The 19,787-nt window shown below is 59.9% G+C and carries 12 protein-coding genes; 7 read left to right on the plus strand and 5 right to left on the minus strand.

Going from position 1 to position 19,787, the window contains the following annotated elements; all coding sequences use genetic code 11:
• Window positions 1–5 precede the first annotated feature (5 nt).
• Together RCO24_RS05235 and RCO24_RS05240 are read left to right on the plus strand one after the other, a co-directional pair.
• Window positions 6–1,775, plus strand: coding sequence for a sulfite reductase subunit alpha (locus tag RCO24_RS05235; protein WP_308960387.1), 1,770 nt, complete (start codon window positions 6–8; stop codon window positions 1,773–1,775).
• A 44-nt stretch (window positions 1,776–1,819) separates the two neighbouring features.
• Complete coding sequence (locus tag RCO24_RS05240; protein WP_308960388.1) at window positions 1,820–2,821, plus strand: ChuX/HutX family heme-like substrate-binding protein; 1,002 nt, start codon at window positions 1,820–1,822, stop codon at window positions 2,819–2,821.
• 289 nt (window positions 2,822–3,110) lie between these two features.
• Here RCO24_RS05240 and RCO24_RS05245 read toward each other — a convergent pair whose 3' ends face one another.
• The gene (locus RCO24_RS05245; RefSeq protein ID WP_308960390.1) at window positions 3,111–3,977 is read right to left on the minus strand and encodes a pirin family protein; all 867 of its coding nucleotides are present in this window, start codon (window positions 3,975–3,977) and stop codon (window positions 3,111–3,113) included.
• A 136-nt stretch (window positions 3,978–4,113) separates the two neighbouring features.
• On the opposite strand from RCO24_RS05245, the gene RCO24_RS05250 reads away from it, so the two are divergent.
• Window positions 4,114–5,019 carry a LysR family transcriptional regulator gene (locus tag RCO24_RS05250; protein ID WP_308960392.1) on the plus strand — a complete coding sequence of 302 codons (906 nt, stop codon included), beginning with the start codon at window positions 4,114–4,116 and terminating at the stop codon, window positions 5,017–5,019.
• A gap of 139 nt (window positions 5,020–5,158) precedes the next feature.
• Window positions 5,159–5,698, plus strand: coding sequence for a formaldehyde-activating enzyme (locus tag RCO24_RS05255; RefSeq protein ID WP_308960394.1), 540 nt, complete (start codon window positions 5,159–5,161; stop codon window positions 5,696–5,698).
• Window positions 5,699–6,023: 325 nt separating this feature from the next.
• Here the strand turns inward: RCO24_RS05255 and RCO24_RS05260 are convergent, their stop codons facing one another.
• The gene (locus RCO24_RS05260; RefSeq protein WP_308960395.1) at window positions 6,024–6,257 is read right to left on the minus strand and encodes a hypothetical protein; all 234 of its coding nucleotides are present in this window, start codon (window positions 6,255–6,257) and stop codon (window positions 6,024–6,026) included.
• Between the two features lie 547 nt (window positions 6,258–6,804).
• Here RCO24_RS05260 and RCO24_RS05265 point away from each other — a divergent pair.
• Window positions 6,805–7,902, plus strand: a complete 1,098-nt coding sequence (locus tag RCO24_RS05265; protein WP_308960396.1) for a site-specific integrase — start codon at window positions 6,805–6,807, stop codon at window positions 7,900–7,902.
• 202 nt (window positions 7,903–8,104) lie between these two features.
• On the opposite strand, the gene RCO24_RS05270 is transcribed toward RCO24_RS05265, so the two are convergent.
• Complete coding sequence (locus RCO24_RS05270) at window positions 8,105–12,694, minus strand: hypothetical protein (RefSeq protein WP_308960397.1); 4,590 nt, start codon at window positions 12,692–12,694, stop codon at window positions 8,105–8,107.
• 511 nt (window positions 12,695–13,205) lie between these two features.
• On the opposite strand from RCO24_RS05270, the gene RCO24_RS05275 reads away from it, so the two are divergent.
• On the plus strand, window positions 13,206–17,300 hold the full coding sequence (locus RCO24_RS05275) for an ATP-binding protein (RefSeq protein ID WP_308960398.1): 4,095 nt from the start codon (window positions 13,206–13,208) through the stop codon (window positions 17,298–17,300).
• A 152-nt stretch (window positions 17,301–17,452) separates the two neighbouring features.
• Here the strand turns inward: RCO24_RS05275 and RCO24_RS05280 are convergent, their stop codons facing one another.
• A complete protein-coding gene (locus tag RCO24_RS05280) occupies window positions 17,453–17,629 on the minus strand; it encodes a hypothetical protein (RefSeq protein WP_308960400.1) in 177 nt (58 codons plus the stop codon).
• 320 nt (window positions 17,630–17,949) lie between these two features.
• Window positions 17,950–18,507 (minus strand): DUF1523 family protein, encoded by a 558-nt coding sequence (locus RCO24_RS05285; RefSeq protein WP_308960401.1) that lies wholly within the window; start codon window positions 18,505–18,507, stop codon window positions 17,950–17,952.
• Window positions 18,508–18,907: 400 nt separating this feature from the next.
• Here RCO24_RS05285 and RCO24_RS05290 point away from each other — a divergent pair, with 400 nt between their 5' ends.
• Complete coding sequence (locus RCO24_RS05290; RefSeq protein ID WP_308960403.1) at window positions 18,908–19,759, plus strand: L,D-transpeptidase; 852 nt, start codon at window positions 18,908–18,910, stop codon at window positions 19,757–19,759.
• Window positions 19,760–19,787: the final 28 nt, after the last annotated feature.

Below are 19,787 nucleotides of genomic sequence, written 5' to 3' on the forward strand. Positions count from 1 at the left end.
CGCGCATGAACCTCCCTTTCATTCCTGACGACGCGCCCTTCACAGGCGATCAGAAAACCTGGCTTGCGGGCTATCTCGCGGGGCTCAAGTCGCGCCTTCTCGACGCCGCGAGCAACGGGACAGCGTCGGTCGGAGTTGCCGGTCAAAGCGCGGCGACCGCGCCACTCCACATTCTCTACGGAACGCAGACCGGAAACGCGGAGGCTGTCGCCAACGATATGGCGCAGGCGGCGCGCGAAGCCGGCTTCGATCCGATCGTTTCCGGCCTCGACCAGATCGAGATCGCGCGCCTGACCGAGATCGAGCGCGTCGTCATCGTAACTTCGACCTATGGCGAAGGCGAGATGCCGGACAACGCGCAACTGTTCTGGGATGCGCTCGCAGCCGACACGGCGCCTCGCCTCGAAAATCTCACGTTTTCGGTGCTCGCGCTCGGCGACACCGCCTACGACGGGTTCTGCCAGGCCGGAAAACTGTTCGATATGCGGCTCGAGCAGCTCGGCGCCCGCCGCGTGGCACCTCGTGCCGATTGCGACGTCGATTTCGAGAAGACGGCCTCCGCTTGGATCGGGGCGGCGCTTCCACAGTTTCCGAAGCCCGAGGGCACCACGGCCGCGCCTTCCGCTGCGACCAATGCGGCGCCCAAGCCTGCGAAATCCGAATGGACGCGGAAAAATCCGTATCCCGCCGTGCTGGCTGTCAATCGGCGCCTTTCGGGTCCGAAGTCCGGCAAGGACATTCGCCACTACGAGTTCGAACTCGGCGACAGCGGGCTCAGCTACGAAGCGGGCGATGCGCTCGGCGTGATGCCCGTCAATAATCCGGCCTTGGTCTCGGCCCTGCTCGATAGGCTTGGGCTTTCGGCGGAGATGGCGGTTGGCAGTCATCCGCAGTCTCTCGGCGAGATGCTGGCCTCGAGCCTCGAAATTTCGACACCTTCGCGCGAGCTGGTATCCGCCATCGAAGTGCGCGGGGGCGACGACGCGCTGACGCATGTGGTCCGCCACGGCGACAAGGAAGCGATGGACGCGTGGCTCTGGAGCAAGGACATCCTGGATGTCCTGAACGTCAATCCCGCCGTGCGGCTTTCAGCCGACGAGTTCGTCTCTCTGTTGAAGCCGCTGCAGCATCGCGCCTATTCGATTTCTTCGAGCCCGCTCGCACATCCCGGCCGCGTGCATCTCACGATCGCAAGCGTTCGCTGGCGATCGCAGGATCGCGAGCACGGCGGCGTCTGCTCGACCTTCCTCGCCGATCGTGTCGGCGAAGGCGACAAAGCCGGCATCTTCGTCTCGCCGAACAAGGCATTCCGGCCGCCCGCGGATAACGACGCGCCGATGATCATGGTTGGCCCTGGAACCGGGGTCGCGCCGTTCCGAGCATTCCTGGAACAGCGCGGCGCAACCGGCGCGAAGGGGCGCAACTGGCTGTTCTTCGGCGACCAGCACCGCGCAGACGATTTCGTCTACGAGGACGAACTGACCGCCATGGGTAGCAATGGGCTGCTCACGCGTCTCGACCTCGCGTTCTCACGCGACCAGGACGAAAAAATCTACGTACAAACGCGCATGAAGGAGAACGGCCGCGACCTGTTCGCGTGGCTCGAAGAGGGCGCGTACTTCTACGTCTGCGGAGACGCGAGCCGGATGGCGAAGGACGTCGAGGATGCGCTACGCGACGTGATCGCCACGCACGGCGGCTTCACACCAGAAGCAGCCAACGACTACGTCTCGAACCTTCGCAAGACCAAACGCTATCTGCGTGACGTGTACTAATCTCCGCCGGCTGAAACGTCGCGCAAGCTTAAGGATTGGAGTTCATGGCACCGAGCTGCCGACGCGCCAACTGCCCCCAGGCGAAAGCGAGCGAGCTGCACGCGTTTCTGACCGATCCCTATTTCTCAGGCGGAATGCTTGCGGTTTCCGCTCCTGGCGCGATCGCCGAGTTGCCTGGCTTCGATCATGTGGTTTCGGTCACGAGAAACAGCGGCGCGGCGATGACGAGCGTGGGGCGCTATGCTCCCCCTTCGCGCGCCGGCGATCCGCTTACCGCTTGCTCGACGCGCACATCGCTCAGGATGCATGCTCCTTCGTTCGGGACGGTGCTCGCGGTCGAGCGCATTCCTGCAAGCCGCAAGCCCCATTCTCTTCACTTCTTCGACCAAGACGGCGTGATGCTACACGAGGCGTTTTTGACCAGCATCACCGACGATCTGGCGCTCGAAGAGCTGACTTCCGGCTGGAACGGCGCAGGCGATCTTGCGCAGGACGAGTCAGAATATCCCCTGCCGGCCAGCAAGGACTGGCTGCCGAAGCCGATCGCGCAATCGGCCGGCGCACATCGCGACGCGGGGTTTCATCTCGACAGCATCCTGCGCGACAACGGCCTCGCCCGGCGCGCCTCGCTGCCGGCCTGGGGGGCCGGACACGCCTGGCAGGTCGAGGTGGACGTGCTATTCAACCTGTTCACGCTGCTGACCGACGTGCGCATGCCGCTGGTGTTCGGCGTCGGCAATGTCGGGCTGGTGCAAGTTCACCGGGGCGAGGTCGACGGCGTCAAACGCTTCGGCACGCTGATGCGGATCTCGTCCAAGTGCTGCAACGTCACGCTGTCGCTCGACGACATCGAAGAGATCTGGGTGTCGCGCATCGAAAGCCAGGGCCGGATCGGGCACATGCTCGAAATCTACGACTGGCGCTATCATTGCGTTGCGCAGTTCAAGGATTGCGAAGAAAGCGACGAGACGCTGTCCAACTTCTGGCGCCAGCTTCTCATGACGCTGCCGCGGCGCCAAACGCACCAGAGCGATCACATCCGCTGAGCGGACGGCGCGCCCCAAGGCGAGAACGAGAAAACGGCGGCCCCACGCTTCCGAAGAAGATGGAGCCGCCACTAGAGCGTGATTGCTTTTCTTTGAATCGCAATCACGCTCTAGGTTCTTGATGAGACCGATGATTCACGCTTCGGACATTTCCTGCGCTGCCGATTCACGCCGCGCCCGATAGGGGCCGCGACGATCGGAGCGCATTTCCTGCGCTGCCGATTCACGCCGCGCCCGATAGGGAGCGCGACGATCGGTGCGCGCAGGCCCGAAGCGATCATGGTCTAGGTTATTCGGCGAGTGCGCCGAATTTTCCGGATTGAAAATCGAGCATCGCCTGCTTGATCTCGCCCACGGTGTTCATGACGAACGGACCATGCGCGACAACCGGCTCGCGGATCGGCTCGCCCGAGAGGATCAACAGCTTGGCATCGCCGTTGGCCTCAACGGTGATCGGGCCGCCTTCGCGGGCGAGCAGCACCAGCTCGGCTTCCCGTGCGATCTGAGCGCCGTTGATCTCGACCGTGCCGGCCAGCACGACGACGGCCAGCGTGTGGCCCTCCGGAACGCTCAGCTCGGCAGTGCCGCGTGCGTTGAGCCGCAGATCCCAGATGTCGATCGGCGTGAAGGTCCTGGCCGGACCTTTGCGCCCCTCGAACTCACCCGCGATTACGCGCACCTTGCCCGCGCCGTCCGCCAGCTCGACGACGGGGATATCCGCATCGAGGAGCGTCTGGTAGCCCGGGGGCTCCTTCTTGTCCTTGCCCGGCAGATTGACCCAGAGCTGCACCATCTCCAGCGTCCCGCCTTTGGCGGTGAACGCCTTCGAGTGAAACTCCTCGTGCAGAATGCCGGACGCGGCCGTCATCCATTGCACGTCACCGGGGCCGATCAGCCCGCCCGCGCCGGTCGAATCCCGGTGCTCGACTTCGCCTTCGTAGACGATGGTCACGGTCTCGAAGCCGCGATGGGGATGCTGCCCCACGCCACGCGGCGTTGCCGCCGGCTCGAAACGCGCCGGACCGGCGTAGTCGAGCATCAGGAACGGACTGACGTGCTCGCCGTGGCTCGCATGGGAAAACAGCGAGCGGACCGGAAAGCCGTCGCCGACCCAGTGGCCGCGGGGCGCTCCGTAGGTTCCGAGGATCTTGCGCATGGAGGTCTCCTTCCAGGTCTTAATTCAGGGGTGGGCCACTTCAGGCCCGTGCTGGACATCGAGATGCTCTCAGGACGATCCTTTGGGTAGTTGGCAAATATTGACCTCATCGTCCTGTTTATAGGACGATAGAGTCATGCAGGATCTCAACGACCTCTATTTCTTCGTCCAGGTGGTGGACCATGGCGGCTTCGCTGCCGCTGCCCGCGAGCTCGGCGTGCCGAAGTCGCGCTTGAGCCGCCGCATCATTCTGCTCGAGGAGCGCCTCAGCGTACGGCTCATCCAACGATCTACCCGCCGCTTCGCGGTGACCGAGATCGGCCAAGAGTACTATCGGCACTGCGTGGCGATGCTGGTGGAGGCTAAGGCGGCCGAAGAGGTCATCGAGCGCTCCCGAGCCGAGCCGCAGGGCATCGTACGCCTTAGCTGTCCGCCGGCGCTGCTCTGCTTTCAGGTGGGCGACATGCTGGCCCGCTTCATGGCCGATCATCCGCGCGTGACGGTCCATCTCGAAAGCACGAGCCGCAAGGTGGACGTGATCGCCGAGGGCTTCGATCTCGCGATCCGTGTGCGGTTTCCGCCGCTGGAAGAAAGCGACCTCATCATGCGGGTACTGGCGCCAAGCACGCAGCGCCTTGTCGCGAGCCCGGCCTTGCTGTCGGGATTGTCGAGCCCGATCGTTCCGGCCGATCTTGCAGCGCTGCCGAGCATCGACTTCGCGCCTCCCCATCGCGACAACCAGTGGTGCCTTGAAGGCCCCGATGGCGCGACCGCGCTCGTTGCCCATCATCCGCGGCTCGTCACCGACGACATGATCCAAATGCGTCTAGCGGCCTTGCGCGGAGTTGGTGTCGTGCAGCTTCCGGCGATGATGGTGCAGCAGGACCTCGAAACCGGTGCGCTGGTGGACGTGCTTCCGGACTGGGCGCCTCGAAGCGGCATCGTGCATGCCGTGTTCGCCTCACGCCGAGGGCTGATGCCGGCGGTGCGCGCGTTGATCGATTTTCTGGCTGGCGAGTTCGCCGCGATCGCCAGGCCCTAAATCAACGGACTCTTGGGGTTTTTCGCCGGATGGATGACCCTCGGGTTATTCTGGCGAAGTGATCCAGGATAAACTATCTTTCCTCTCAGTTCACTCCAAGCGGGACTGGACGATCGAAAACTACGACAGGGAAGCAAAAATGTCAGAGATATGGTTTCGGGCCGGCGAAGCGACCGTGCTGGCGTCTGAAGGACAAGTCACGGATGCGATGCCCGAGATTCTGATCGGTTCCGTGCGCGGCCCGGTCGGCCACGCGTTTGCATCCATGATGGGCCAATCGGCCGGCCATACGCGCATGTTCGTCATTCGCGACCTGAACCAGATGGTGCGTCCGCCCGCCATCATGACGAGCAAGGTCACGATCCCGAACGCTGCCTATGTCGATCTGCTCGGCGGCGTCGTCCAGGCTGCATTCGGCGACGCCATCGTCGATTCAATCTCCGAAGGAATCCTGCCGAAGGATGGCCTAGACGACCTCTGCATGATCATCACCGTGTGGCTCGACCCCCGGTGCCCGGAGGATCCGAACCTCGACAAGAAGGATCTCTATCGCACCAACTACGAGGCGCTGAAGATCGCAATCGGGCGCGCCATGAAGGGCGAGCCGACGACGAAAGAGCTCATCGCCAATCGCAAGACCATCAAGCACTACGCGCTCGACGGTGTCATCGACTACTGAGGCGTTCAGGCTTCGAGTGAAGCGGCGTTCCGGGAGAAGGCTCTGGGGACGCCGTAATTTTTTGGTGACGCCGACGGAAAACGGTACGACGCCGGGGAGCACGATGAGCGTCGGGGCTGTTGGCAAGCCAACGAAGCGCCCGAAGCCATAAACGCTGAACGTGGCTACATCTGTCGGAAGGTCCTCATGGCGGGACTTATTTTTTGAGCGCGAATGATCGAGGTCAGGCTCCCAGAAGAGCGGACGGAAGGCGGCCGCCTCACAGGGAGCAGGTTGCGCGACGTTATTCTGGCCGAAACTTACGCTCGGTTGCGGGCGTGCCGCGCTAGCTGAGCCCGCGCTTTCTGGAAAGCCGGACGGCGGTCATTACGGCAAGAACGGCGCCGAGGACAACCCCGACGACCGGGCCAATCACGAGGCCGTAGGCCATCGCCCCGCCACCATCATGGTCGGCCACACCCAACCATTCCGTCTGGATCAGATAGACGCCGAGTGCCAGAAGCCACCCCGCGGCGGCTCCGCCGAAGAACGCCAATGCCGACAGGCCAAGGGTGCGCATGCTTCACTCATCGTAGGTTTCTATCGGGTTGTGCTGACCGGCCCCACAGCCGAGAACTTCCGTGCGGCTGAGCCGAAACACTCCAGAGGAAAATTGAGCTGGTGCGGACGGTGGGACTCGAACCCACACGACGTTGCCGTCTCAGGATTTTAAGGCGATCCAGGCCAGTTCGCAGGATTACGCAGCATTACGTAACTTATTGATTTTACTGAGTCCGATTACTCAGTATTCGTCTTTATTTCGCCCTGGTTCGCTCCAAAGTGGTTGCTAGTTGGTTGCTAGTTTTCAGCCTCTGGAGTGTCCTGTGACGAAGTCGGTACGCCTCTCGAAACGCCTCGTCGATGCTCTCAAGCCTGGCGAGATTCTCTTCGACACGACCGTAAAAGGCTTTCTCGTTCGACGCCAGCAGAGGTACGCGGTGTACGGCTTGAAAGTGCGTATCGACGGCCGGCAGCGCTGGCTTTCAATTGGTCAGCACGGCGCGCCTTGGACAGTCGAAACAGCGCGCGAGGAAGCCCAACGCCTGTGGGGTCAAATCCGCGCCAGCGTGAACATCGTCGCCGTGCGCGAGTCCAAACGCAATCAACCGATGATCGAAGAACTCTGCGAGCGCTTCCTCGAGGAGCACTCGCGTCAACACAACAAACCCGCCACGGTGCTTGGCTATGAGCGGAATAATCGCAACCACATAATTCCGCTCCTCGGCGGTCGCACAGTTGCAGAGATCACGCGCACCGACATCGAAGAGTTCAAACGCAAAATTCGCGACGGCATTACGTCGAAGAGAACCAAGCGCAAGCGTGAGGGCGGTTCGGGCGGCCTCGACGTGAGAGGAGGTCCGGGGGCCGCCAATCGGACGCTTGGTCAGCTCTCGAAGATGTTCAATCTCGCAGAGGTCTGGGGTTGGCGACCTGAAAACAGCAACCCGGTCCGCAAGGTCATTCGCTACAAGGAGAGAAAGCTCGAGCGCTTCCTATCCACCGAAGAACTCTTGCGCGTCGGACAGGTCTTGGTCAACTTCGAAGCCACGGGTGCGATCATGCCCTCGGCACTGGCGTGTATCCGCTTGCTCATCTTTACTGGCGCACGGCTAGGAGAAATCCTGACCCTGCAGTGGGCCCACGTTGATTTTGAGCGACGCCTGCTTCTCTTGCCCGATAGCAAAACCGGCCAGAAGCCGATCGTACTCAATCAGCAGTCTATCGAAGTTCTGAAGTCCATTACCCGGATCGCCAATTGTCCGTGGGTTATCACTGGGCATCTAGAGGGAGAGCACCTCAAATCGTTACAGCCTGCTTGGGACAAGGTGCGGCGCGCCGCTGGCATCCCGGATGTTCGTATCCACGACCTCCGCCATTCGTTTGCGAGCTTCGCCGTCATGAGCGGTGGCACGCTTCCTGTCATCGGCAAGCTGCTCGGCCACAACACCCCGATCACGACGGCGCGGTACGCTCACCTCTCAAATGATCCGGTTAGCCATCTCGCCGAAATCACCGGAACGGCTCTGGCGAAAGCAATGGCTTCCGGCAAGTTGCCGGGAGAGACGGACGTGGAACAGCAGAGAGCTGCGGACACTTTCGAGACGCTGAAAGGGAAGCTGGCAGAGCTGTTGGCTGACATGGATAAGCTCTCAAGGCCCTCGTAAGGGCGCCAACAATCAGCAAACCAAGGGGATGTTCTCCAAAGTCCGCTAGGCCGAGAAAGCGGACGTAGGAGATCCCGGCTTACCCCAGCATTAGAACTCGAGGGCGCGGAGCTGCTAAGCATCCGAGAGCGGACATCGGATTACTTTAGCAGGGCGGCGTGACATCACGACGCGAGGCCAGTCTGTGAAATTACTCACATGTCTAAATTCTGCCGAAAAACACCGCATCGGGTACGTCCTGTCCGAAGAGCTTATTCTTGCGCTTGCTCTGCCAGCTCTTGATCCGCGACTGGATGCCTTCCTCGACCGTCGGAAAAAACAGCTGGAATCCAGGGCCTGCTGTCGTGACGTCCCCCGCCCAAAGCGCGTATCGACCGTCGACGATCTTCTCCAGCAGGATCGAGCAACACCAGAACTCCTCGTTCGACTTGGCCATGCGCATCCGCTCGTACCAGTCGCGCGCCCAAACGTTCCTCTCGTACGCGAACCGTGCGGCTTTGCACGCAGCTCCAACAAAGCCCTTATCGTTTGCAAATCGCTGCAAGATCTCGAAAGCATGGCTATTGCTAGCCGAGAACCCCGCAACCATCAGCGCCCTTGCTATTCCGGACGGCACTCCGGAAGCGATCCCGAGATCCATGTACTCGCCAACCTGACTCGATCGTCCGGACGCAAACGCGGCATGCACCTCGATCGCAAGCTCTGCATCGTCGGCCGCACGATCAAGCCTCTCGAAGCATAGCGTCCTCATCTCGTTCAAATCCGCGGTGGCCCATGCCGCGACCGCCTCCGCCGGCACGCGTGCGATCCCCTCGACCCTTCTGATGAACGGCTTCACATTCGCAAGGCGGCGCAGCAGGGCGGCCGCGCCCGCCGGGTTGGACTTCGCGGACGCTCTTGCCAAACCCAACGCGAAGTAATGCATCGACTGCAACTGCGCCTCTGGTAGCCCGGTCAGTAGGGCCAGCCATCCGCTGGCGAGGGTTGGCTCTGCTGCTACGATCGCCTCGAATTCCGCCCAGGAGAAATCATCGAGAATGATTCCCGCTTCTGCCCTCGTGACCTCTTTGGCAAACTGGTCGATGGCATCCCAGGCGCGCTTCTGCCGGGCCGCAAACGTCTCCCTCGTCTCGTTCACGCGATCAAAGAAGTCGTGGATGTCAGTCGACTGGGGCTCGTCAACAATGGAGCGCAGCGGTGGCTCCCAGATTCCCATCCGAGGGATCGGTTGTTCAACCAGAGGAATGCCGGACATCTTGTCGAGTGCCACCGCCTTGGTGAACGCGGCATCTATCCTCAACGAAGCCAGGCTACCCGCCGGCTTAGGCAATCTGAGCGCGTCAGCATAAAAACCCGAAGCAATCCGACCTACGACGTCAGAAGGATCTGCAATCCCGATTTCGGCTGCAGCGATCAGTGCAGCTGAACCGTACCAAAGCTCGAAATAGTCCTCTTTGCGGTCCAGCTTTGCAGCGTCCCAACCGCTTGAGACGATACTCGTCAGCAGATCCGTATCCCGAGTCCTCGCCGCAACGGCCATGGCAAGACTTCGCACGAGCTTGTCCGGTGATCCTAGCAGCGTTCCGATCAGCTTCCTGGCCCGCGCCGACAGATCGGAATTGCTGTAGCGGACAAAGCTCATGACGCGCGCCTGGGCGTCGACGTCCCGTCCCTGGACGACGCGCTCTAGCTGGGCTTCGACGCTCGCCGAGTCCGCAGGCTTGAATCGCTGCACCATACGCAAGAGCAGCGAGCGGCCTGTAAGGCCTGTAATGATTGCAAGCTGCTCCGTTCCGGACTTATGCGGAAGTGCGGCAAGCAACGCGTACTGGGCGATGATCCATGTATCCTGGTCTTCTTTGTTTCCGTCTGGCGCCCCTGCCCCGCTTGCCGCGATAGCGAGAAGTCTCGCGACAATTTCCTCCGTCAGTAGCGCGCTGTGCGGCACGAGCGCCAGAACAGCCTGGCGTCTTGCGAGGCCATCCCGGCCGACCGCGTTCCGCGCGAATTTCCTCGTGACATCTATCGCCGCATCAGGCTCAAACCGCGCCAGCCCGGGCCGCGCTTCGTCAAAAAAATGATCCTGTATTGTGTGCCCCATCCCGATGCGCAGCTGGGACACATCGAGCGCAGCATACTTGGCTGCCGTATCACCAATGTTCGAGGGCTTGCTGGAGCCGGGATCGCAAGGGTCGGTCGCGCAATAGTCCTCGATCCTCCGCCACCCGGAAAAACTAGGCCGATCCTTGATGAGGTCGGCCACCAGATCTGCCGCCCGAACAGCGTCGTCCGGATGCCCGGTCGCGCGCAATACTTCGACGAGGGCCCATTGCCCTGTACTCGATGTCCCTACTGTCATGAGCGGTGCTGCTGCCTTCAAGAGGGCGTCGCGCGCTTTTTTCCAATCCGCGGTATTGAGACGGATGAGATTGGCGAATTGCTTGTCCGGCGCATCAAACCCGGAATTCAATGCATTCGAGAACGCACAATTGACGAGTGCATCGGCCAGACCCGCCAGCTTCGTCGTGGACAGAAGCTGTAAGCCCAGAAGCTGAAGGCCCGAGAGGTTTCCATCGTCCTTGCGCGCAAGGCGTGTCTCGACAAAGGCGCGCTCGTGCTCTGACAATCCGGCGATCCGCGTATCCAGCTCGGCCTTCCGCTTTGCCGTCTCTGCCTCAATCTCGGCCTGGGCGTCATGGCGCCGGCTTGAAATGACGCGTCTTTCAGGGGCGAGTGAATAATAGCTGAGCCATGTCGCCCCTTCCTTCTGGATCGCGGCCCCAATCGTTGGGTTCGCCCGCGCCGCCAGCAGAGCGGCCGTAAGCCACCGAGCGTGCGGCTGGTGATCCTCCGAGAGCGCAATATGGCGTGCGGCCGACAAGAATGCTTCCGGAGCGGCTTTGACCAGTCCTGCAAAGGCATGCCAACGCTCGTCGGGCAGATTCTGGAGCGTAAGGAGATGCCGGATCAACGTGGCCGTGACCGAAGTCGGGCATTGATCGCCACAACACGCAACCTCGAGAGCCGAGAACACCACATCGGCTGTCTCGCCGAGCGCCATAATTGGCTCGAGTATGACTGAAAGCCTGGCGTCCGGATCGCGCCTGTTCCGCACTTCCTTCCGAAGCCCGCTTAACAACGAGAGCCCAAGCGCTAGCGGTAGCCCCTCTTCCTTGATCGCATAGAGCTGCGCCTCGCCAGGCACGTCCTCAAAGAAGCGGCTCTCAGAGACGGCTCGCAGCCGCCCATCCAACGGCACCTGAAATATCTTGAGATCATCCCGCTGCTGGCCGCTGTACCGGGCAATGATCTGATCTGCATGATCACGCAACGAGCTGGCGAACTCACCCGCAGGGACGTCGACCATGCCGTCACGGGCTCCGCGCCGGATATGCTCGAACAACAGTCTCCCGACAGTCAACTCGTCGAAGCGCTCGATATCTCGCGCGTTCAACAGCTCGACTGCGATCCCCAGGATACGAGGGTTACGAAGAAAGCGCGTGACCTCGGCACTCAGGCCATCAGCCGAGATGCCTTTTGCAACAAGTATTTTCCGCAGCTCTTTCTCGGACCACTCGGCGACGATGATACGGTGAACCGACGCGGTCACATTATTGCGCAGGCGCTGCGCGAAGTGGCGCAATGTCGTCGTGACAATCAGATGCCCACCAAGGCGTCCCAGAAATTTTCCTGTCGCATCAATCCATCGCGGCCATTCAAAATCGGTCGCCTGATTGAGGCCATCGACGAACACGACAAGCCGCGGGCTGGATGGTTGGGGGTTCGCTCCCCAAGATTTGAAGCGCCGCCTCCATCTCGCCTTTCCAGCCGGTGTATCGCCCTCGGCCTGGGACGCCAGCTTCGTTATGATTGTCCCTTCAAGATCGTGCAGCGCCATGGGGGCGCGCAACTCACCGGCTGTGAACACGACGAGAAGCGGGGATGGATTGCTTCGCACCCAGGAACTTGCGACGAGCCACGATTTGCCCGTGCCTTCCTCCCCCAGAATGACAAAGACCTGATCTCCTGGAGCCCCTGCAAACGAGGGAGAAAGCTCCTTCCCAAGGTCCGACCGATCAACCGACTGCAAGCCTGCAGGATCGAGCGGAGCCAATGGTTGACCGAAGGCACGACGGGCTTCCTGCCGGTCAGAGAAGATCCCGAACATCCTCTCTTTGTTCGCTGCTTTCGCCAGCCCAAGCCCCAAGGTCGGTTCGGTCAGCATGTCGCGGATGCTGGTAGCGACCGCACTGAAACTACTATCGGCGGCAATCGCATCGAGGTGGGTGCGCAGCCCCGCAACCTTCGATTTGTCCGTGCTGTGCGTGCTGATGAACACCTCGGTTGTCGCAGGACAGAGGGCCAGCGCGACCGCAAGCGGAGGCCAAGCATGATCGGGCCAGTCGAGAATCAGGCACCCGATGCCGTTCTTCGCGAGAGACTTGTGGCATTGCTCTTCAAGCTGCGTGCTGATCGCTGAGGTGGCGCAGAGAGCCCAGGTGTCAACCTGCCCCTCATCGTCGAGGTCCAGCTCTAACAGCTTCTTGGCGACCGCCGTGGACTCCACCTTGCCCTGATAGAGCTTTGCCTCGAAGTATGTCGCGCCCTCGTCAAATGCAGAGTTGCCGTCCCGCCCCCTCTGCGATCCGCTCGATGCGAGCCTGAACGGTTGCCCGCAAATATCGGAAAGAACGACAGCGAGCAGGCCCTCGAAGCCTTTTGCTCCGGTAGCTTCGAGGGAAAGCAGCGCTTCTTTCAGCGCCGCGAGGTGGACATCAGTGCCAGCGTCCATTACTGCCTGTTAGCTGAATAGGAAGCGTAAGGATTTCAGTTTGCTATTCCTCTGTCCCGGAGCGCGTTTCCGATGGCTCGCTCTTGGTGAAACACATCATTGGCCAGAGCTTTCAATGCACGAATCGTGGGCAAAACCGATGTGGGTATACAGCCAATGACGACAACTAATGTCATGATGGGTTCTACCCCGGCATTGGTGAAAGCTCTATGGCTATTGCCAGAAGTGTTGGAGCCGATGGATGTGATTCCTGATGGCCAAGAATAGAGACGAGTTCTCAGCTCCGACCAAACGATTGCTCGCCGAAAGAGTTGGGTACCGATGCTCCAGGCCTGGATGCCCCCGCTCGACCATCGGCCCCGCAAAGGGAAAATTCAAGCCCGTTATTCTGGGAAAAGCTGCGCACATCACGGCGGCTGCGTCAGGCGGCCCCAGATTTAATGCTGCGCTGACGCCAGCGCAACGAAGCCATTACGATAACGGGATTTGGCTGTGCAGTCCGCACGCCGACTTGGTCGACAAGGACGACCAGCACTTCAAAGAAGAAGACATTCGCCGCTGGAAGGAACAGGCGGAAGACAGGCAGTTCAAGGAAATCGATGAAGGGTACCAAGGTGCCGATATCGAGCTTGAAGAAGTCGATATCGAAGCGCGTCAGCTGCTCGGCCTCCCAGATACCGACAACATAACGGCCTTGTTGCCTCGGCTTGATAAAGCGGCGGAAAGAGGCATCGAGGTTTATAAGCGCCATCCGAATTGGCCGTCGGCACCCATCAAGCTGGACCTCACCGACTCGAAATCTCAACAACCTGCAACAGAACTGATGTTGGCTGCCGCCATGGAGCGCGGCGGCATCCTGGCAATCATCGCTCCGCCTGGCACGGGAAAGTCCACAACGATGGGCCAGCTTGCCGAGGCTGTGCTTGAGCGAAATAAAGTCGCCCCGGTCATCCTAAAGCTCACCGAGTGGTCGCTGCAGCAAGGCAACCTGCTTAGGTTCATTTGCAGCAAGCCGTCATGGGCCGCCTTCAATGATCGCCACCTGATGTTGGCAGCCACACATGGCAAGCTGGCACTCATTCTAGATGGGTGGAATGAGATCGATCCCGACGACAGGCTGCGGCTGATTGTCGAACTGCAGGAGCTCAACACAGAGTTTCCGCTGCTGTCGATAGCAGTCTCAACGCGCAGACAGGCAACCGATCTTCCATTGAACCCGCGCATAATAGAAGTCGACCCGCTGACGGAAGAACAGCAGGTCGAGATCGCGAAGGCGTTGCGAGGAGCAGACGGAGAAACCCTTCTCGACCGAGCATGGCGAACCCCTGGTATCCATGATCTGATCCGCATTCCGCTCTATCTGACGGCGCTTCTTACGAGCACTCCTGGAAAGGAGCTTCCAAAAACCAAAGAAGCGATCCTCCGCTTGTTCGTGAAAAAGCATGAGCAAGATGCCGAGAAGATCGAAATCTATAATTCGGAGTTGCTGGGCAACCAAACGATCTATCTGTCTGCTATCGCCGCAAGCACGACAGCAACGGCCAATGTGAGCCTGCTGGAAGTCTCCACTCGCGAGGTCATAAAATCCACAGCCGACGAGCTCATCAAGAATGGGCAGCTATCGATCTGTCCGGAACCTGCTACCGTCATTGATACACTTGTAAACAGGCACACTCTCGTCCGAACCGGCGAAGCAGAAGCCACCATCAAGTTCCAGCATCAGCAAATTCAAGAATGGTATGCATCATTCGACGTTGAGCGCCTAATATCACAGGCCGCGAACGGAGACGCCGCCGCAAAGCAGATGCTGAGACAGGACATTCTAAACCTGCCAGCCTGGGAGGAAGCCGTCTTATTTGCGTGTGAGCGCCTGAGCGAAGACCACGCTCACCAAGAAGCGCTCGCTGAAGCTACGGTTATGGCTCTGGGCATCGATCCGATGCTAGCCGCCGAAATGATCTACCGCTCCGGAAATGATGTCTGGAAACTCACCAGCCCGCATGTGCTGGCGTTCGTCAATAGGTGGCACTTACCCAAGACCGCCGATCGTGCAATCCGCTTCATGCTTCTAAGCGGGCGCGAGGAGTTCCAGGAATTAATCTGGACAGTTCTCACCGACCCCGACAAGAACAAGGTTTTCGGGGCAATCCGTAGCGCGACGCGCGTGCGACCGGACGCGCTCGGCAATATCAAAGCACACCTAGCAGGCTTGCCCGAGGAACGTCGCGAACTCATTGCGGGTGAACTCATCCACAATGGCAATGGCGCCACCATTGAAGCAATCGCCACCTATGCCAGAGATGAGAAGGCCCCCGAAGTTCTCAAAGACATCATCAAGTCTTTACTGTTCCGACGCGCCAACAAATTGGCGGAAGGCATCTTAACAAACGCACCCGTTGAAGTTTGGAAGGATTTGGCGAGAAACGGATACGCAGAGGAGTTCAAGGGAACACCGGCAGAAGCCGGGCTCCGGAAAGAGCTTGAGACGCTGAGCCAAGAGACCGACAGCCCCTACCGGCGATTAGTAAACCTGGTACACACCGGTCAGGAATTGTCACCTGAGGAAATCCAGCAAGCGATCGCTGAGGCCGACTTCAAAGCCAATCGCGACAACGCCAGCACACTCTTGAGTCAGGTACACGCCAAAGCTCCCGTTGCAACTGCTCAGGGTCTGGCCAAGCGCCTCGAGGAAGGTCGGGACATCCCATTCGGATGCGAAGAGTTGCTCGCGGAAGCGCCCTTGAAAGATGACGAGGTGTTCATCCAGCAGCTTCTGGGAGGTGCGAAGTTCGATAAGGCCATCAGCAAGATTTGTGGACCGAATGCGGTCGAAGCGATGTTGCATGAGGCCTATGAGCGATATCAAAAGCTCAAGGACACGCGCTCGGATGCCGCCAGCAACAGCTATCACCAAATCAAGGATTTTTTGGAGGCAACCCGTCCAGACGTTTTCGTGCAAGCACTGCTCCGCGCCCAGGGTACCGACAATCTAGCCAAGATCGCGCTATTTGCGGATATCTTGTCCCAGCATTCGGTAACGCACACGTCGGAGCCGCTACCTCAAATCCGCACGCCCGAACTAGTTGCTCTGCTTCAGGCTTGGACCGTCAAGTTCCTCGCAGAGGACGCTACACGCTATCAGATGTCCGAACTCGCGAGCGCTATTGGGCGCGTCGGAGATCCCGATCTTCTACCGAGCCTTCTTTCGTTGCTTGATCGTGAACTTACGATGCTCGCAGCAGACAAGGAGGCTATTAGGCAAGCAATCAGTCAGGGAGGGGGCCGGCATGGCCTGACACTTCACGAGAACGCTTACATGACCGCGCTCGAACGCACAGGGGGTGCCGGCCTTGTTGAGGCAATGTCTTGCAAGCTCACGCATCCAGACTTTGCCAGACCTGCTGCCGTCGTTGTCAAGCGCCTGTGGCTACGAGAACAGCCCCGAGACGACAACCCGCCCTTCCGAAGCAATTGGCCGGACTACTCTAAGGTCGAGGCCAAACGCAGCGCGAAAGCGTCTGGAAAAGTACCCGCGCATCCCTTTAGCAAGCTGATACTGAATGCTGCGAACGAGCTCGCTGATCGAGAAAGCATCGAAGACAGGAAACGAGCGATTTCGATTGCCCAGATAGGCTTCACGATTCCCTATGAGAACCAAGACCCGCTCATCGCGAAGCTGATCGAACTACCGGTTCCTATCACAAACAAGTTGTCCCTCCTTCAGTCCCTGACAGACGCCGGTGAGATCTTGAGCGCTGACCTCATCCAGGAAGGGATATCAGGGCTGTACGAGCTAGCGAAAAAAGAGACCTGGAGGCTTGACCACGATCATTCCGAGTTAGCTGAATGGTTCGAGCTTCTCGCTTTCTCCACAGATCCAACCAAGCTCCTTGAAGCCTTCAAACAGGCCCCGGCGCGCAGCCTCTCCAATTGGCGAGGAGACAACCTTATTCGCTCACTGGCGTTTGTGCCGGAGCATGGAGAGACCATCCTCTTTGCACTTGCGCGGCAGCATCCCGAGATTTCTGCATCAAGTGAGTGGCACGGTGCGGCGCTCACCCTCGCCCTGAAGTCAGATGTTTTAGACGTGCTGGAGAAGGTTGTTGCTGTCCTGGATACGCGGCATCAAAGGCACTTCGAAACACGCCAATGGGCACTGAATATAGCAGAGCAAGCTCGCGTAGACCCAGAAATCAAGGCGTATCTAGTTCAGCGGTTCAACGGCGCAACCGGTCTTACCCATAGTGTGTTGTATCAGGCGCTTTCAGAGCTGGCAGATGAAGATGCTGTCATCGCGCTTATCAACCGTCACGTTGAAGCGCAGCGCCCCTTTGACGGCAATCTTCAGCGGGCCATCCGAACAGCCGTGACGCAACAGCGACCAAGCGCCGAATGGAAAGGTGCTTTCGAAGTGCTACCGCATCCCGCGCCCAAGCTCAGAAAACATCTCTTCGGCCTGATGGCGAGAGAAGAGCCGATTTGCCAGTTCGCAAAGCGCTGCCTTACTTACATTGATGAAATACGGGATGACCAGGGGCGGCCTGACAGCGAACCACGACATCCAGAAATAGAATTGGGAGCGCCATGGCCACAGGAAGCCGGCTAAATATAACAGGTTGGGTTCCGCTCTTCTCCGACCAGCAGACCCGGCTTTATGAGGTTTGTAGAGTTGGACAACATTCGGCTTGATGTCCGCTTCTGGGACGAACCAGCTTAGGCGGCCCCCACGCCCGACCGCGATTGAATCCCACAGCCCCACTAGGGTGCCGCCGCCTTGGACAGCCGCGCGTTTAGCAGATCGTGGATGCTCTTGGCGGCAGCCGAGCCATCGGGCACGCCGGAGATCACCAGAGTGATCAGATCCTCGCCTCTCCGGATCAGGATCATCGCGCCCACCGACGTTGCTTGGTCTCCGAGGCCCGCAAATTTACCCATGGCAGATCCGAGCTGCGATTCCATCACTCCGGCGCCGTTCATACCGGCGACGCCGTCGCCCTAGTTTAGTTGCATCTCAGCGTAGGGTGCGCCGAAGTTCGCCCCCTGCGGCTTGATACGTGCACTTGGTCTGCCCACCCCGGTCATCGGCCGATGCGCCCACCGCGCTGCCGAGAACTTTGCTCATGTCAGCGGCAGAGACGAACTCGCATGCCGTCGGTGCGGCCGATACGCTGGTGCAGAGGAAGCTGGCGGGGATCAGGACAACGGAAACGAACGCATGAAGCGAACCTCGTCGATCACTTTGTGGACCAACACCGTCACGCGTCCGGTGCGGGTGATCGGCCCAGCCGAAAGAAGGCATAAAAATACGCGAGCCAGAGGACGATCGAGAGGCTGTAGAAGCCAATAGTGCGCGGCGACCAGAACGGCCAGTATCCGGCATTGCCGATGGCGATCACATTCGGATACCAGCTGAAGAGCGTCGCACGCCACCCGTTCCACATGACCGTCATCTCGGTCTGGCGCGTGTCGGCGGTCTTGGCGTCGTTGAAAACGCGCTCGCTGTTTCGCTTCAGCCACCACCACGAGTCGTCGTTTGTTAACTCGAGCCCCCGATCGGAGCGGTTGCGCATGTAGATGTATTGGATGTCGGTCGTATTGCCGCGAACATCGGGATCGCTGCGGCGAACTTCGGTTCCGGTTATGACGCCCGTCGTCCACGTCGGACGCGCGTACTCCCATGCAAACCACAGCGGGACGCCCACCACGAGCGCGGCGACGGCAAGGACGTGATTATCCCGGCGCCACAGGACGTAAGCGAGAACGAAAATGGCGAGAAGGACGATGAAACCTATCGATAGCCAAGCTTCAAGCATAGATCAAACCTCTCCGCGAGGTCGCGGTCCAATAGTGTTGGCATAGCCAGTCAGCTAAGGCGAAGAGAAATGTCCGCCGAGGCACAAAAGAAGACGTCGCGAGCGGGTATTGACAGCTTGCTGTCTGGAAGCAGACTTCAACTGAGTGAGCGATAGAGCGCCGAACCGGCCATACGTCAATGGCCGCTGAATAGGATGTTTGTTTTAAATAGCTATGTTAGCGATGAAAAAAACAGACGTTCCCGAAGCGATGGGATGGAGACCTCAACTCGCCGTGTTGCCATGGGACCGGACTGCAACAGTTTTCCCTTCGCGCACCTGCTGGAATGTGATCGGACTTGCCCAGGGGTGGCGAGGTGCCCTATCAGGACTGAAGGGATCAACCGGTTGCGGAACGCCAATGGAATTGCGCGCAACGTGTCTTGCTTTGGCAGCCTGCGTCGCTCTGATCGCGGGGCCGGCGAAGGCGCAGTTCGTCAACGACTCTGTCGCTGAACATGATGCGCAAATGAAGGAAGCGGAGCGCGTTGAGCGCCAAGCGCGCCGTGCAACCTCTGAGCCCGTTGTTTATCCCAAGCATATGGACGGCGGCGAACGACCGGACATTGCGCCTGCCGCGCCGCCGGTCGTCTATTTCGATCGCGGCGAGGAAGTCGGCTCCATCATAATCGATACGCAATCGCGTAAGCTGTATTTCGTGCTTCCGAACAAGCAAGCCTACGAGTATCCCATCTCGGTCGGTCGCGAGGGCTTTACCTGGACCGGTACGCAGCGCATCAGCCGGATCGCATCCTGGCCGTCGTGGACGCCGCCACCTGAAATGCACGAGCGTGTACCGGGCCTACCGCTTACGGTCTCGGGCGGGCTCAAGAACCCGCAAGGCGCGCGCGCGCTCTATCTCGGCAGCACCGTGTATCGAATCCATGGCACCAACAATGATCGCACGGTCGGGCGCGCGAATTCGTCGGGCTGCTTCCGCCTGACGAACGAGCATGTCGTGCACCTGGCCTCGATTGCGAAGGTCGGCGCGAAGGTGAGCGTGCTGCAGGCTTACACCGGCGGCGTGAGCGAGACCGCGCCGTTGTCATCGCTGTTCGACTTCGGCTTTTTCAGCCCCCCTCCCGCAAAGCCCAAGGCGAAAAAGCCGGCGGCGGCCAAGAAGAAGCCACCGGTTACGACGACCGCGGCGACGCCTAAGGCAATGCAGCCCGCCGCAGCGGACGCAGCCGCCGCTCCCGCGCCGAAGAATTGACCAGCGGCAGCCGCTAAGTCACATGATT

It is taken from the genome of Hyphomicrobium sp. LHD-15, from assembly GCF_031157355.1.
Taxonomy (GTDB): Bacteria; Pseudomonadota; Alphaproteobacteria; order Rhizobiales; family Hyphomicrobiaceae; genus Hyphomicrobium_C.

Excerpts from the sequence above, each read along its gene's own strand:
- RCO24_RS05270 (WP_308960397.1), bottom strand. The coding sequence starts at position 12,694 with ATGGACGCTGGCACTGATGTCCACCTCGCGGCGCTGAAAGAAGCGCTG.
- RCO24_RS05255 (WP_308960394.1), top strand. The coding sequence starts at position 5,159 with ATGTCAGAGATATGGTTTCGGGCCGGCGAAGCGACCGTGCTGGCGTCT.
- RCO24_RS05260 (WP_308960395.1), bottom strand. The coding sequence starts at position 6,257 with ATGCGCACCCTTGGCCTGTCGGCATTGGCGTTCTTCGGCGGAGCCGCC.
- RCO24_RS05285 (WP_308960401.1), bottom strand. The coding sequence starts at position 18,507 with ATGCTTGAAGCTTGGCTATCGATAGGTTTCATCGTCCTTCTCGCCATT.
- RCO24_RS05245 (WP_308960390.1), bottom strand. The coding sequence starts at position 3,977 with ATGCGCAAGATCCTCGGAACCTACGGAGCGCCCCGCGGCCACTGGGTC.
- RCO24_RS05235 (WP_308960387.1), top strand. The coding sequence starts at position 6 with ATGAACCTCCCTTTCATTCCTGACGACGCGCCCTTCACAGGCGATCAG.
- RCO24_RS05280 (WP_308960400.1), bottom strand. The coding sequence starts at position 17,629 with ATGGGTAAATTTGCGGGCCTCGGAGACCAAGCAACGTCGGTGGGCGCG.
- RCO24_RS05290 (WP_308960403.1), top strand. The coding sequence starts at position 18,908 with ATGGAATTGCGCGCAACGTGTCTTGCTTTGGCAGCCTGCGTCGCTCTG.
- RCO24_RS05250 (WP_308960392.1), top strand. The coding sequence starts at position 4,114 with ATGCAGGATCTCAACGACCTCTATTTCTTCGTCCAGGTGGTGGACCAT.
- RCO24_RS05240 (WP_308960388.1), top strand. The coding sequence starts at position 1,820 with ATGGCACCGAGCTGCCGACGCGCCAACTGCCCCCAGGCGAAAGCGAGC.